Annotated in this window: 17 protein-coding genes and 1 tRNA gene; 13 read left to right on the top strand and 5 right to left on the bottom strand. The window is 61.2% G+C overall.

Annotated features, from left to right (window positions below):
* Nucleotides 1–169: 169 nt before the first annotated feature.
* Nucleotides 170–403, top strand: a complete 234-nt coding sequence (locus LB543_RS34240; protein ID WP_140758670.1) for a hypothetical protein — start codon at nt 170–172, stop codon at nt 401–403.
* A gap of 53 nt (nt 404–456) precedes the next feature.
* On the opposite strand, the gene LB543_RS27755 is transcribed toward LB543_RS34240, so the two are convergent.
* Nucleotides 457–1,386 carry a LysR family transcriptional regulator gene (locus LB543_RS27755; protein WP_224598085.1) on the bottom strand — a complete coding sequence of 310 codons (930 nt, stop codon included), beginning with the start codon at nt 1,384–1,386 and terminating at the stop codon, nt 457–459.
* 133 nt (nt 1,387–1,519) lie between these two features.
* Here LB543_RS27755 and LB543_RS27750 point away from each other — a divergent pair, with 133 nt between their 5' ends.
* On the top strand, nt 1,520–2,236 hold the full coding sequence (locus tag LB543_RS27750; RefSeq protein ID WP_224616431.1) for an SDR family NAD(P)-dependent oxidoreductase: 717 nt from the start codon (nt 1,520–1,522) through the stop codon (nt 2,234–2,236).
* Nucleotides 2,237–2,375: 139 nt separating this feature from the next.
* On the opposite strand, the gene LB543_RS27745 is transcribed toward LB543_RS27750, so the two are convergent.
* From LB543_RS27745 to LB543_RS27730, 4 genes are all read right to left on the bottom strand, one after another.
* Nucleotides 2,376–2,552 carry a hypothetical protein gene (locus LB543_RS27745; protein ID WP_224598082.1) on the bottom strand — a complete coding sequence of 59 codons (177 nt, stop codon included), beginning with the start codon at nt 2,550–2,552 and terminating at the stop codon, nt 2,376–2,378.
* A 551-nt stretch (nt 2,553–3,103) separates the two neighbouring features.
* Nucleotides 3,104–3,193: transfer RNA gene (locus LB543_RS27740), tRNA-Ser, on the bottom strand.
* A 97-nt stretch (nt 3,194–3,290) separates the two neighbouring features.
* On the bottom strand, nt 3,291–4,448 hold the full coding sequence (locus LB543_RS27735) for a tyrosine-type recombinase/integrase (RefSeq protein WP_224616430.1): 1,158 nt from the start codon (nt 4,446–4,448) through the stop codon (nt 3,291–3,293).
* Complete coding sequence (locus LB543_RS27730; protein ID WP_224616429.1) at nt 4,448–4,945, bottom strand: hypothetical protein; 498 nt, start codon at nt 4,943–4,945, stop codon at nt 4,448–4,450. The genes LB543_RS27735 and LB543_RS27730 overlap by 1 nt, the downstream gene beginning before the upstream one ends.
* A 113-nt stretch (nt 4,946–5,058) precedes the next feature.
* On the opposite strand from LB543_RS27730, the gene LB543_RS27725 reads away from it, so the two are divergent.
* The 11 genes from LB543_RS27725 to LB543_RS27675 all read left to right on the top strand — a co-directional run bounded on the left by LB543_RS27725 (nt 5,059) and on the right by LB543_RS27675 (nt 12,719).
* Nucleotides 5,059–5,241 (top strand): helix-turn-helix domain-containing protein, encoded by a 183-nt coding sequence (locus LB543_RS27725; RefSeq protein ID WP_224616428.1) that lies wholly within the window; start codon nt 5,059–5,061, stop codon nt 5,239–5,241.
* Complete coding sequence (locus LB543_RS27720; protein WP_224616427.1) at nt 5,241–5,426, top strand: hypothetical protein; 186 nt, start codon at nt 5,241–5,243, stop codon at nt 5,424–5,426. The genes LB543_RS27725 and LB543_RS27720 overlap by 1 nt, the downstream gene beginning before the upstream one ends.
* A complete protein-coding gene (locus LB543_RS27715; RefSeq protein ID WP_224616426.1) occupies nt 5,426–6,196 on the top strand; it encodes a DUF3102 domain-containing protein in 771 nt (256 codons plus the stop codon). The genes LB543_RS27720 and LB543_RS27715 overlap by 1 nt, the downstream gene beginning before the upstream one ends.
* Nucleotides 6,193–6,792 carry a DUF1376 domain-containing protein gene (locus LB543_RS27710; protein ID WP_224616425.1) on the top strand — a complete coding sequence of 200 codons (600 nt, stop codon included), beginning with the start codon at nt 6,193–6,195 and terminating at the stop codon, nt 6,790–6,792. Before LB543_RS27715 ends, LB543_RS27710 begins: the two co-directional genes overlap by 4 nt.
* Nucleotides 6,789–7,166 carry a hypothetical protein gene (locus LB543_RS27705; protein WP_224616424.1) on the top strand — a complete coding sequence of 126 codons (378 nt, stop codon included), beginning with the start codon at nt 6,789–6,791 and terminating at the stop codon, nt 7,164–7,166. Before LB543_RS27710 ends, LB543_RS27705 begins: the two co-directional genes overlap by 4 nt.
* Nucleotides 7,163–7,387 (top strand): hypothetical protein, encoded by a 225-nt coding sequence (locus LB543_RS27700; RefSeq protein WP_224616423.1) that lies wholly within the window; start codon nt 7,163–7,165, stop codon nt 7,385–7,387. The genes LB543_RS27705 and LB543_RS27700 overlap by 4 nt, the downstream gene beginning before the upstream one ends.
* A gap of 82 nt (nt 7,388–7,469) precedes the next feature.
* Nucleotides 7,470–8,633, top strand: coding sequence for a hypothetical protein (locus tag LB543_RS27695; RefSeq protein ID WP_224616422.1), 1,164 nt, complete (start codon nt 7,470–7,472; stop codon nt 8,631–8,633).
* Nucleotides 8,630–10,126 carry a phage portal protein gene (locus LB543_RS27690; protein ID WP_224616421.1) on the top strand — a complete coding sequence of 499 codons (1,497 nt, stop codon included), beginning with the start codon at nt 8,630–8,632 and terminating at the stop codon, nt 10,124–10,126. Before LB543_RS27695 ends, LB543_RS27690 begins: the two co-directional genes overlap by 4 nt.
* A complete protein-coding gene (locus tag LB543_RS27685; protein ID WP_224616420.1) occupies nt 10,123–10,374 on the top strand; it encodes a hypothetical protein in 252 nt (83 codons plus the stop codon). The genes LB543_RS27690 and LB543_RS27685 overlap by 4 nt, the downstream gene beginning before the upstream one ends.
* A gap of 393 nt (nt 10,375–10,767) precedes the next feature.
* Complete coding sequence (locus tag LB543_RS27680) at nt 10,768–11,193, top strand: hypothetical protein (protein WP_224616419.1); 426 nt, start codon at nt 10,768–10,770, stop codon at nt 11,191–11,193.
* Nucleotides 11,181–12,719, top strand: coding sequence for a terminase TerL endonuclease subunit (locus LB543_RS27675; RefSeq protein ID WP_224616418.1), 1,539 nt, complete (start codon nt 11,181–11,183; stop codon nt 12,717–12,719). The genes LB543_RS27680 and LB543_RS27675 overlap by 13 nt, the downstream gene beginning before the upstream one ends.
* The last annotated feature ends 61 nt before the right edge of the window (nt 12,720–12,780 follow it).

Below are 12,780 nucleotides of genomic sequence, written 5' to 3'. Positions count from 1 at the left end.
TGGCCCCTGTGCAATACAGGACCCAGCCCTTAAATCTACCAGATCAATGAACCGTCCAACTTTACGGGGTCAGTTCAATCCCGCGGGGTTTTTCATTTCCAGAACCATGTTGCCGGTCGCGAGTTGTCCTTGCTATCGTGCCAATGCGGTCAGCACAGGGACGCCCATCATGGACGCAAGTGAAATGAGTGCGATCGGCGACACCCTCATGAGGATCGTCACGCCCGACATGTCTCCCAAGCAGCTTGTCAAAGCCGCCCGGAAAGCGCACCCCAAGGCCTCGAAGAAGGATATTGCCAGAGCAGCCTTCTTCTCGATCATCGCAAACGCCGATCAGGACATCGGCAAGGCGAGGAACCTGCAGGCATTTGCCATCGCGGAGCGCACACAGCAGCCGGACTGAGCAAGTCAGCGCCTTGGCGTTATGTGAGCTCGCGATCGCTGCGCAATCATGCTTCATCGCCGGGGATAGGCCGCCCGGCAGACCGACATCACGGTATCGCGCAGCCAACGATGGGCCGGGTCGGCGTCCATGCGAGGATGCCACATCGCCGATATTTTGAACTCCGCAACAGGAAGCGGGAGCTCGAAGCTCTCGAGACCCGTCGCGACGGCGTGGTCGCTTGCGCCAGCGTTGCCGAAACACGAGCGCGGCACGGTCGCTACCAGGTCCGACTGGCGCACGATCCGCATTGCATCGGGGTAGCCGGGCACGACAACCACGACGGTGCGTCGAAGGCCAAGCTTCACCAACGCTCCATCGATCGGCTCGACGACATTTCCTTCCCGGGATGCCACCACATGCTTACAGGCGGCGTAGCGTTCGGGCGTGACACCAGCGCCCGTCAGAAGCGGATGTCCGGCCCGGGCCACGCCGACATATTTGTCGTGGAACAGGAACTGGGTGCGTATCTCGGGCGCGGACGTTCCAAGCAACCCGATCTCCAGATCGATGAGACCTTCCCGAAGCGGACGCGCGTCCTTGTCGGGCTTGGGCGCGAAGCGCAGTCGGACACGGGGCGCCGCACGGGTAACCGCAATCACGACCGGGCCGGAAAGGAACTCCAGGAATGCTTCGCTGGCGCGAATGGTGAATGTCAATTCGAGTGTGGCCAGGTCCACGCGCATGTTTTGCGGCCGCAGAACCGATCGCACATCCCGGGTAAGTTCATGGACGCGGTCGCGCAATTCCGTGGCGTGCGGTGTGGGCACGAGCCCGCGTCCGGCCCGGACGAGCAGCGGGTCGCCGGTGGCTGCGCGAAGCCGTGTGAGCGTCCGGCTCATCGCCGAGGTGCTCAAGCCGAGCCGTCGGGCCGCCCCTGTCACGCTGCCTTCGGCAAGCAAGACGTCCAGCGCCACGAGAAGGTTCAGGTCCACATTGTCCATGGCACAGCCTTATCCCAGCTGTTTTGGCGGATATAGCGTCGGATGCAACCATAGTTTGAATTCGGCGCGTCTGGCGCATGGCCTCCGGTTGCCCATATCTGCGGTCATCCCAGCCAACGAAAATGATTGCCCAATGTCCACGAGCGCCTTGAACACCCAGTCAAATACTATCCTCATCGTCGGCGCATCGCGCGGCCTCGGCCACGCAATGGCGGCCGAGTTCCTCAGGAAAGGCTGGAACGTCGTCGGCACGATCCGGAAAGGCAGCGGCCAGACCAAGTTGCACGACCTCACAGACGAGTTCGAAGGCCGGCTCGAAATCGAGAGGGTCGACATCTGCGAGCCCGATCAGGTCGCGGCCTTGCGCGACCGGCTGTCGGGCAGGGTGTTCGACATAGTGTTCGTCAATGCCGGCGTGACAAATAACCCGGCTGAAACGATCGCCGATGTGGCGACCGACGAGTTCGTGCGGGTAATGGTCACAAATGCACTCGGCCCGATGCGGGTCCTCGAGAGCCTGGAGCCATTTGTCCCGGCGACCGGCCTGATCGGCGTGATGTCATCCGGGCAGGGTAGCATCTCCAACAATGAGACGGGTCAACGTGAGATTTACCGCGGCAGCAAGGCAGCGCTGAACATGTTCATGCGAAGCTTCGCGGCCCGCCATGCCGCAACACCGCGTGCCATGGTGCTGATGGCGCCCGGCTGGGTCCGTACGAAGTTGGGAGGGCCGGATGGGCGGCTGAGCATCGAGGAGAGTGTGCCGAGCCTCGTGAACGTCTTGCTTGCCAAGCGAGGAACCCCAGGGTTGACCTATGTCGACTACCTCGGCCGCACCGTCCCCTGGTGATATAGGCCCGCCAGTCCCGGTACGTCGCAAATATCCCCGGCACCGCACCAGGGTTCCGGAGAAAGAGGGCGAAAGGATCGAGCGTCGGCGCTCAATCCTCAAGCTCGGTCCTGTGCGGAAAGTGCAGGCGTCTGAAAGCCTACATGTTGCTGGCGGCGTGATGCTGCGGCGGAGCCGGTCTGTTCTTGGCGGGCCGGGGTTTGATGTGAACCGGCCGGTCGGCGAGTGTTTTCACTATCGGCAGCGTCACGCGCTGCTCGGCAGCCATGCGCTCGCGTTTCACCATCTTGGCGACAAAGCTCCGCACCTCGAACATAAAGGGCTCCTCCCAGATGCCCTCCCGCAAGTTCATCGTACGCCTGCCGGAGGCCGAGCGCATCTAGATTCGACAAGGTCAACCCGGCTCCCTGCCTTTCGCTGCTGCATGGAGCCGGGCTGGAAGGCCATCCGCCGTCACTGCTGTTGTCATCCTGCTGGATGACAACAGTTGCGGTATAGAAGGTACGGCTCTCTTACAGCGAGAAGCTTGCCATTTTTGAACCGGGGCACCGGTGGTGGATGGCGGCAAGACGGCGGATATTCGTTCTAATTTCAACAACTGCAGTAACGGTTGATTCAACCATTGCTGGTATTTATTCCAGAGTGTAGCGGCGGCTCCGACAATGCGGGCGGGTGCTGTTGCCGAAGCCGCCTGCGCAGTCCGGTTGGGATCTGACCGCGCTGTCTCAGAATAGGACAGCGCGGTCAACGATCCGTTAATCGTGACGATTTCGCCGGTTCGGGCGGATGCCGTATCTGTCACTTTCCACAATTTTTGCGTTTCGTCGGCAGGGAAAGTTTGCCTAAATACCTGATTCATTGACTTTGTGGCGGAGGGAGTGGGATTCGAACCCACGGTGAACTTGCGCCCACGCCGGTTTTCAAGACCGGTGCCTTAAACCGCTCGGCCATCCCTCCATCGTGATTTTTCAACCACTTAGGAAATTCAGTATCGGTCGATTTCTAGCGGTTGGCACCGAATTGGCACCGAAGGCGTTCCCGACCGGTTCGCGGTTCATTCCTGTAGTGCGGCATTGAGGGCCGCGTCAACCACCGCGGCGGCACCTTCCTGCTGTCCTGGCAGAAGGTGTGCATAAATGTTCAGCGTAACCGACGGGTTGGCATGACCGGCGCGCGCCGACACGACATGCACGGGAACGCCGCTGCGCAGCAAGTGCGTGATGTGGGTATGCCGCAAGCCGTGGAAAGTGACCTGAGGCACACCAGCGGTTTCGGCCTCGCGCGCAAATTCCTTTGAGAAGGGGCGAGGGGTGCGAATGCGGCCATCCCAGGTCGGGAACGCCAGATCCTGCTCGTCCTTGCCCATGCCGAGCTTCAGGCGGTGCTCGGCCAATTCCTTACGGTGCCGGCGCAGCTCGATTACCAGACGAGCGGGCAGGGCGATCGTGCGACGGCTGCGGTCGGTCTTCGGTTCCTTGATCGCGATGCCGGCCTTCGTCTCCTCGACGACCTGAACGACCTGGAGGGTGGAGCGATCGAGATCGATATCTTTCCAGCGCAGCGCCAGCACCTCGCCACGGCGCATTCCCGTGGATGCAGCCATCAGCACCGGCATGTAGATCGAACGGCCTTTCAGGTGGCCGAGAAGGGCTTTTAACTCGGCATCATCCAGCACCTGGATTTCCTCACGCCGCACCTTAGGCGTCGTCTGCACGGCGGGCATGGGTGATTGACGAAGCTTCCTCGCCTTCACGGCCGACGCCAGGATTTGCGAGAGAAGGCGGTGGACATGCTGGATGGTCTGCGCAGCCAGGCCGCCCTTGCCGTCGCGGCGGCCGCTGGTGCGCAGATGGTCATAGAACTGGTCGATCCTGGTGCCGTCGAGCTTCTGCAGCGCAACGACGCCGATCTGCGGGACAATGTGCTGCTCGATGATCTCGCCATAACGTTCCCGCGTCTTAGCCGCTGTCTTCGATGGGGCGATCGTCTTCAACCAATGCCGCGCATATTCGGCGACCGTCGCGGTCGAGCGCTCGACGAACGTGCCTTCGTCGATCTGGTTGAGGCGCTTGGAAAGCTCCGCCTCGGCTTCCTTTTTCGTGCCGCGGACGGTGGCGAACTGTGTCAGGCGCTTGCCGGTGACCGGATCGGTGCCGAGATCGAACTTGAGGCGCCAGGAAGACTTGCCGCGACGAGTGATGTTACCGCGCATCAGTTCTTCTCCTCGTCGAACTTCGCGTTGATGTTGAGCTTGCCGGCGCTAGCCAGTCGGTTGATGAACCGGGCCTTCAGTGATTCGATGTAATTCGCGATATCTTCTGGGTTGGCATCTGGCATGGCCACGACGTCCTTGATGAGACTGTCGATGACGTCGAAGGTTGCTTTCTGCCGGCAATCCGGATCGGCCATCCATTCGGTATCGGACCATCCGGGATGCCCTTTCTGGGCGGCGCAAAACTGACCTTCCTGCGCAAAGCGGCCGGCTTTCATGATGGCCCAGAAACGCATTTCTGGACTGGTGAAAAGGCGCTCATCTCCGAATGAACGCTCAAGGCGGTATTCGGCCTCTTGGCTTTGAGACCGACCATTCTCGGCCGCAGCGCGATCAAGGCGCTCTTTCATGTCGGCGGTCACGCGTAGGCCCAGCGAAACCCGCTCTCCCGGAGTGGGCGCCTTGGTGGGACGTCCACGTTTCTTATCGGCTGTCATGTGCTCGCTCGTCCTTTCCTGTGCCTATTTTCTATATGGGTACAGAAAAGCCTTGTAAAGGAGGCGAGAGGTTAATATTTTCTGCACGGGTACAGAAAAGGAGGCCCGTTGCAATGAGCGACCAACAGATCACCCGCGCGACCATCACCATTGTCGAGGCAGCGCATCGTCTCGGCATTGGGAGGAACCAGGCATATGAAGCCGCTAAGCGCGGCGAAATCCCATCGATCAAAATCGGCAAACGCCTGCTGGTACCGAAGGCCGCGCTCGAGAAGATGCTGGGGGAGGCGGCCTGATGGATCAGTCCGACCTCCAACCCGACGAGGCGGTGCGCGCCGCGGCTGAATTCTTGGCTGGGCCGCGCGAGCGCTCAGGCCAAGCCTGCGTTCCTGAGTTGAGGACACGATATGGGTTGACGACCCCGGAAGCCATCGAGGCGATCAGGCTCGCCAACGCGCTACGACTGGCGAGGGCGCACTGATGGCACCAGAAAAGCGAACGCCCGCCGAGGACCAATCGACGGGCGCCAGGGGGGATCACTCAAGCTCAAGTGTTCACGAAAATAGCGGTACTTCCGCCGATTTTCAAGGAAAACAGAACACTTCCGATCTGCTCTCGAACAGATTGGCTGACCTTGCCGAGCGAGTGCGCCAGGCGGCGGCCGACTCGGCCATCGCAGAGTGCACCAGCGTTTCCAGAGCCATGGACGCCGGCCAGATGCTTGTCGAAGCAAAGGCGGCCTGCGCGCATGGTGAGTGGCTGCCCTTTCTCGACCGCGCCGCCATCCATGAACGCCGCGCGCGCCGTTTGATGCAGCTTGCCCGATCAGGGCTCAATTCGGACACCGTGTCCGATTTGGGAGGCATCGGCGCTGCCCTGGCCTTCACGTCGAAATGGCAACTGCCAAGCTTCGAAAAGGCGCTGTTCATCTACGATCCCGAGGATGGCGAAACGGCCATCGGCCGAGGCGCTGCCCATGTCTGGGAGTGCGAGATGCACCGCGGATATTACTTCGTCGGAATGCTGAACGACGAGGGCGAGACTTGCATCGTCACCCGTCGTCCGATGCTGCCCCTGGTTGAGATCGATGGTGATCGTCCGATCAATACGATCGTCGGCTTTCTCACAAGCCAAGGCTTCTCGCTGCCGATCGCTGATTGGCGGTTCGGCATTGTCGACCGTCAGATCCCGATCATCGTCATGGCGCCTTTCATCAGCCGTGACACCTTCCGGGAGGTCGCCACGCCATGACCGACCTCGTGTGGATGAAAGTCTACATCGGCACAGAGACGGCCCTGACAGGCCATCTCTCGGCCGAGGAATTTGGCGCCTATGAGCGCCTGCGCAGGCACGCCTGGCAGCATGGCTCGCTGCCTGAAGACCTTCCGCGTTTGATGCGCATAACTGGCGTCGATTCGGACAGGTGGGAAGAGGTTGCGAAGGCCATCGGCCCGTTAATGGCTGAAGGCCTTCGGAGGCTCGATGAGGATCGGATCGAGGCCGCTTCGAAGCGTGAAAGGAAGGTCGCGGCAGGGAGAAAAGGCGCTGAGGCCAAGTGGCGACCGCATGGCAGAGCCATTGCAGATGCCAATCGCGCGGCGATGGCAGAACCATCGGACGAGATGGCAGAACCATCCGTTTGCCAATGGCCATCAGCATTAGCATCAGCATCAGACAGTTATGCTCCGGAAAGAAAGGAAGAAAGGTTAGAGCCTACGCGCGCGAGAGAGCCGAACCTTATGACCATGTCGATGGCAGAGGCAGCGGAGCATTTGCGCAAGACGGGCAATCTCGACGACGATGGGTCGGCCAACGCCTACGCCGCGGCCAAGGGTCACGCGTCATGACGGAGCGTCACCTGGCTTTCGGCTGGCCGGGCAACATCAGCGAACAGTTCTGCCGCGGCCTCCACCTTGTCCGCCGAGGCGGCCACCTTGTCGAACTTTTTCAGCACGCGATCATGCAACAACTGCAGTCGGGCGCCATGGTAAACCAGGCTGCGGAGGTGACCGTCCGAATTCAACGGCTCAAACAACATGGTGCCGGCTCCTTAGAGAGTGAAAATCCTAGCAGCATCAACTCTCGCGGACATCGTTCGTTCCTACGACGCCATCAAACGGACAGCCGGCGCAGCAAAACGACGTATGCCGGTCAAGTCGCGCTCACCATCCTGGCCTTCGCCATCATTCTGGCCGCCATCGCCGGAGTGTTCCCGTCATGAGCGACACGGCGTCACGGCCGATCGACCAGCGCGAGAGGCAGCGCCGGTACCGCGAGCGCAAGCGCGAACAGAAACGCGAGCTTCGCGGGGTCTTCGTCGACCTTGGCGACATCGCCGACGGGCTGATCGAGCGCGGCTATCTGCAGCAATGGGATGCCGAGGATCAGGACAAGATCGCGGCGGCGGCTGCGTCGTTCCTGAAGGCTCTAAGCGGCTCCTGACGCTCCCGCGTTACGCGTAACGCGCCTCCGAATCGGCGTGTGTTATCCAGGATCGAAGCACCTAATTCGCGGCAGAGACCGAATGGCGAGTGAGACCCAGGCACAATCGAAGGCCGAGAGGCAAAAGACCAATGCACGACTGAAGGCTCAGCATCTCGCCGGCGCGCTGCCTGATGATGACGATAGGCTTCTTTCCAAAGAGGACAAGCGCGAGGGTGAGAAGCTTCTCCGGTGGATCGGCACCATCGATCGGAAGATCTCTAAACTCGAAAAGCAGGTAGACAGAACCGTTCAAGATCCGGACGTCACCGCGGCGAGTTTTGAGGAGCTTAGCAAGCTCAATGAGCAGCGACGGGATTTCGTGAAGCAACTCGTCACGCTCGGCGCGAAGCCGGCGCTCACAGAATTCGTGACCGAGAACCGGATACTGACTCGCGAAGAGCGTGAGAGCGTCGCGAAATTCCTCGCAGAGGCACCGCGCCGCCGCCGCTTGCACCTGGCGAGCATCGTGCCGCGCTGGAGTCAGCCCGGTGGCCTAGTGGAAGCTCCCGCGCTGCTCAAGCAGATCGACGGTATTGACGAGACCATCCGGCGCCTCGAACAGACCCATGCTCGGAAGATCGATTCCGATCACGATGTTCTGTTCGCCATCGACAAGACCCTACCGAAGCTGAAAGCCAAGCGCAGCAGACTGGTCCGGCAGATGGTCGAGCTCAGCGCCGGGTTGAGCACCAAAACCGCCACGGGTCATGACGACGATGCAGCATGGCCCGGCGACGACGAGGATGACACGGACGAGGAAGACGCGCAGGCCGAGCGCGAAACATTTGCCCGAAAGGCTCTAACCGGATTGCTCGCCAAGGCTGGTGTCAAGCACGACGCGATGCTTACGGCTCGACAGATGGTCGAGATTGTCGCCGTCCCGATGGCGATGGCATTGGAGCGGCAGAATGCGCACCAGGAATTGATCGATCGGCTCGATGTTGTCGCAAAGAGGCTCGACGAAATCGAGCGTCATGGGATCAAATTCCAGGGCACATGGCAGAGGGCTTGCGATTACACGCGCGGCTCCGTCGTCGTTCAGGGCGGCTCGTCGTGGGTGGCAACGAAGGATGTTTCGGCCGGCGATGCGCCTCCCGGCAGTTCATGGGCGCTGATGGCGAAGGCCGGCCGCGATAAGAGCGGCAGAGGCTACGAAACCCGGGACATGAGCGGTCTCAACAGCGTCGTTGAGGACGGCGAATGAAAATATTTGGCCGCACAATCCCTTTCACCGGACGTCGCAAGGCGCTGAATTCCGTTACCGGCTCAGACCGCTGGATGCCGCTCATTCGCGAGCCGTTCGCCGGCGCCTGGCAGCGAAACGCACCACCGGTGGACCGGACCACGGTGCAGTCACATCCGACCGTCTTTGCCTGCCAAACGCTCATCGCTGGCGACATCGGCAAGTTGGGCTTGAGACTGATCGGTCTCGATCCCTCCGGTGTCTGGATCGAGACGGCGCGCGGCGCCTATTCCCCGGTATTGCGGAAGCCGAACAGCTTCCAGACCCGGCAGCAGTTCGTCGAAACATGGGTGCTTTCCAAGCTTCAGCACGGCAATACGCTGGTTCTGAAGCAGCGCGACGGCCGCGGCGTCGTTGTCGCCATGTACGTGTTGGATTGGAACCGTGTCCAGCCCTTGGTGGCTGACGATGGCTCGGTCTTTTACCGATTGGCCACGGACAGGATTTCCGGACTTCCAGGCGAGGTCATCGTTCCCGCCCGCGAAGTCATCCACGATCGTTGGAACACGCTCTATCATCCCCTCATCGGCATCTCTCCGGTCTTCGCGGCCGGCGCTCCGGCGATGCAGGGAATGTCAATCGCGGCCAATGCCACCAACTTCTTCCAGAACGGCGCGATGCCCGGCGGCATCCTGACCATTCCGGGATCTATCGATCAGCCGTCCGCGGAAAGGCTCAAGGCCGAGTGGAGCCAGCGCTTTACCGGACCTAACGCCGGCAAGACCGCGATCCTGTCAAATGGCATGAAATACGAGGCTTTCTCGGTCAACGCTGTCGACGCGCAACTGATCGAGCAACTGAAATGGACGAGCGAGCAGATCGCCGCAGTCTATCACGTCCCTGGCTGGCTTGTGCAGGTTGGCGCAGCGCCGACTTATAACAACATCGAGACCATGCTCACTGCCTACTATTCGCAGTGTCTTCAGGGATTGATCGAAGCCATCGAGGCCTTGCTCGACGAGGGTCTCGGCCTTGGCGATAGCCTGGGCGTTGAGTTCGATCTGGATGGCTTGCTGCGCACCGACACGTTGGCGCGCATGGACGCACTGGATAAGGCTAAGGGCAAGCTCACCGTCAACGAGATGCGCTTCAAGCTGAACCAGCCTCCGATCACCGGCGGCAACACGGTTTTCCTGCAGGAGCAGGATCACGGATTGGAATGGTTGGCACGCCGCGATGCCCTTCCACTAGCGCCCCAGGCGCCGCCACCGCCACCGCCAGCGCCTGTCGCTGATCCCCAGGCCGAGAAGCGTCTGGATGCTCGGCTCGGCGAACTCCAGGAACGCTTGGTTGCAGTAGCTCAGTTGGACGCAAGCGCAACGTCGGGGCTGGAACTCCGCATTGCAGAACTCGAGACCAAGCTGGAGGCCGCTGCCAGACCGGCCAATCCGCCGCCGGCCAGCATCGTGATGGCGCGCACCATCCGCCGCCGACTGATGGAGTATCGCCAATGATCACGCTACCGGCGAATTTCGACGAATGTTTCGTGCTCTTCATCATCGCCGATGACGGTCTGTCGGTCGACGCCGAAATCTACGACGGGCCGAAAGACGGCGAACTCGTGGCGACCGTCGAACGCGTCATAACCAGCAAGGTCGACCTGAGCGTCGAGGACATCGGCAAGCGCTACAACGACCTCAAACTGCTCGTCATGGTCAGGCTGGCACTTGAGAACCGCCTCAATCAGGAGGCCAAGCAATGAGCCGGCACGCTCACCTCTACAAAACACGAGAGTGGCGCGAGATCCGCGATGGGCAGCTAAGCAGCCAACCGTTCTGCTGCATGTGCGCCAGGAGAGGCAGGCAAGTTCGCGCCACGGTGTGCGATCACCTCGAACGACACAACGGCGATCCGGAGAGGTTCTTCACTGGCCCCTTCCAGAGTTTGTGCAAGGAGCATCACGACTCCGACAAGCAAAGCATCGAACGCGGTGGAACACGCCATCTGCGTGGCTCCGATGCCGACGGCTGGCCGCACTGGAGGAACCAATGAACCCGGGCGGGACTGTTGTGGCGATAGGTCGAACGGGGCTAGGGACCGCTTGGGGCCGTTCTCTTCATAACCGCCCTCAAAAAACGTTCCGGGGGCCGAAAAAATGGGCGTAAGAGGCCGAAAATCATCGGCGGCGCTGTCCGTCGTCATTGGCTCGGCCGGCATTGCCGCCGTGGGCCGTCCAAAGCCCCTGGCGATCCTCACCAAAGAGCAGGCCGAGGTCTGGAGCACGATCGTCAACCGCCTGCCGGCGAACTGGTTTCCGGCCGAGACGCATGGGCTGCTCGCTCAGTATTGCCGCCACACAGTCGCCGCGGATCGGATCGCGACGCTGATCGGGAACGTGGACAGGGCCAAGGAGGTCAACGTTGCCGAATACGTTGAGCTGCTTCGCGCGCAGGAGCGAGAAAGCCGGTGCATCGCCTCTCTGGCAACGCGCATGCGGCTGAGCCAGCAATCGACGTTGGACAAGTCGAAGAAGAAGCCGGCCGGCGACGGGACGGGAGGCCGCAAGCTGTGGGAAGCCTGACCCGCGCCGAGCGCAATATCAAATGGCTGGAACGCAATATCCGCGTGCCAGACGGCCGCGACGCCGGCAAGGCTCTGCGGCTCCGCCTGTGGCAGAAAGAGGGCCTGCGCAAGATCTACGACAATCCGCACGGGACGCGGCTGGCGATCCTGTCCCTGGGGAAAAAGAACGGCAAATCCACTCTCGCGGCCGCTCTGCTTCTGCTCCATCTGGTAGGCCCGGAATATCGGCCCAACTCGCAACTGCCGAGCACAGCGCAATCCAAAGAGCAGGCGGCGATCCTATTCAACCTGGCTGCAAAGATGGTGCGCCTCAACCCAAAAATGGACGCGGCACAGGGTGGCGCGGTCATCGTCAGGGATACCGTGAAGGAACTCTACTGCCCGGAACTCGGCACGCTCTACCGGGCGCTCTCTGCTGAGGTCCGCACCACGCACGGCATTTCCCCGGTGTTCGCGGTGCACGATGAACTCGGCCAGGTTAAAGGCCCGGTTTCAGAACTCTATGCCGCCGTCGAGAATTCCATGGGCGCGCATGATGATCCCATGTCGATCATCATCTCGACGCAGGCGCCAACGGATGCCGACCTACTTTCCGTGCTGATCGATGACGCTCAGACCGGCGTCGATTCCCATGTCGTCGTGATCGTGTACACCGCGCCGCTGGATGCCGACGCGTATTCAGACGAAACGTTGAAGATGGCCAATCCGGCGGCCGGCGATTATCTCAATTTGCGGGAGTTGCGGAAGCAGGCGAACGACGCCAAGCGGATGCCGGCGCAAGAGGCGATCTTCCGCAACTTCGTGCTGAACCAGCGGGTGGAGGTAACGGCGCCGTTTGTGTCGCGCTCGGCCTGGGCCGCATGCTCGGCGCCGCCGAAGCCTTTGAGTGGCTATCCGGTCTATGGCGGGCTCGACCTCTCGGCGATCAACGATCTGACGGCCTTCCTCGCCGGCGCGAAGATTGATGGCGTCTGGAGCATCGAGCCGTATTTCTGGATGCCCGGCGACGCAATAGCCGATCGCGCCCGCGCGGATCGCGTTCCCTATGACGTCTGGCATCGGGAAAACCAGTTGCTCGCAGCACCCGGCAAGTCCGTCGATTATGAATTCGTCGCGGGCTTCTTGTGGGATTTCTGCCAGGCCAATGACGTGAGGCAGATCGGCTTTGATCGCTGGAATTTCAAGCATCTCAAGCCCTGGCTTCTGAAGGCCGGATTCACGGAGGAACGGATCGCCGAAATCTTCGTCGAATTTGGCCAGGGCTTCGCATCCATGAGCCCGGCCTTGCGAACTCTGGAGGGTGAAATCCTGAACGCCAGGATCGCCCATGGCGACCATCCCGTCCTGAAAATGTGCATGGGCAATGCTGTCGTGACGAGCGACCCGGCCGGCAACCGCAAGCTGGTCAAAGCCAGGGCTCGAGGTCGGATCGATGGTGCCGTCGCGCTTGCAAACTTGATGGGCGTCGCACCCGCCGGCGAGGTTCCGCAAGCCGTCCACGATTACTCCATTACCTTCATCTAGGAGGGCCGCTTTGTTCAAGCTCGACGGTGACAAGGACTATTACGAGGCGCTGAAGGTTTTC

The sequence above is a fragment of the Mesorhizobium sp. ESP7-2 genome (genome assembly GCF_020164715.1).
In the GTDB taxonomy this organism is placed as follows: domain Bacteria; phylum Pseudomonadota; class Alphaproteobacteria; order Rhizobiales; family Rhizobiaceae; genus Mesorhizobium.
The sequence above is the reverse complement of the archived record's forward strand: the minus strand, read 5'-3'. Positions and strand labels throughout refer to the sequence as shown.

Bases quoted from the DNA above. Each gene is read 5' to 3' on its own strand.
- LB543_RS34240 (WP_140758670.1), top strand. From the start codon at position 170: ATGGACGCAAGTGAAATGAGTGCGATCGGCGACACCCTCATGAGGATC.
- LB543_RS27755 (WP_224598085.1), bottom strand. From the start codon at position 1,386: ATGGACAATGTGGACCTGAACCTTCTCGTGGCGCTGGACGTCTTGCTT.
- LB543_RS27750 (WP_224616431.1), top strand. From the start codon at position 1,520: ATGTCCACGAGCGCCTTGAACACCCAGTCAAATACTATCCTCATCGTC.
- LB543_RS27745 (WP_224598082.1), bottom strand. From the start codon at position 2,552: ATGTTCGAGGTGCGGAGCTTTGTCGCCAAGATGGTGAAACGCGAGCGC.
- LB543_RS27735 (WP_224616430.1), bottom strand. From the start codon at position 4,448: ATGCGCGGTAACATCACTCGTCGCGGCAAGTCTTCCTGGCGCCTCAAG.
- LB543_RS27730 (WP_224616429.1), bottom strand. From the start codon at position 4,945: ATGACAGCCGATAAGAAACGTGGACGTCCCACCAAGGCGCCCACTCCG.
- LB543_RS27725 (WP_224616428.1), top strand. From the start codon at position 5,059: ATGAGCGACCAACAGATCACCCGCGCGACCATCACCATTGTCGAGGCA.
- LB543_RS27720 (WP_224616427.1), top strand. From the start codon at position 5,241: ATGGATCAGTCCGACCTCCAACCCGACGAGGCGGTGCGCGCCGCGGCT.
- LB543_RS27715 (WP_224616426.1), top strand. From the start codon at position 5,426: ATGGCACCAGAAAAGCGAACGCCCGCCGAGGACCAATCGACGGGCGCC.
- LB543_RS27710 (WP_224616425.1), top strand. From the start codon at position 6,193: ATGACCGACCTCGTGTGGATGAAAGTCTACATCGGCACAGAGACGGCC.
- LB543_RS27705 (WP_224616424.1), top strand. From the start codon at position 6,789: ATGACGGAGCGTCACCTGGCTTTCGGCTGGCCGGGCAACATCAGCGAA.
- LB543_RS27700 (WP_224616423.1), top strand. From the start codon at position 7,163: ATGAGCGACACGGCGTCACGGCCGATCGACCAGCGCGAGAGGCAGCGC.
- LB543_RS27695 (WP_224616422.1), top strand. From the start codon at position 7,470: ATGGCGAGTGAGACCCAGGCACAATCGAAGGCCGAGAGGCAAAAGACC.
- LB543_RS27690 (WP_224616421.1), top strand. From the start codon at position 8,630: ATGAAAATATTTGGCCGCACAATCCCTTTCACCGGACGTCGCAAGGCG.
- LB543_RS27685 (WP_224616420.1), top strand. From the start codon at position 10,123: ATGATCACGCTACCGGCGAATTTCGACGAATGTTTCGTGCTCTTCATC.
- LB543_RS27680 (WP_224616419.1), top strand. From the start codon at position 10,768: ATGGGCGTAAGAGGCCGAAAATCATCGGCGGCGCTGTCCGTCGTCATT.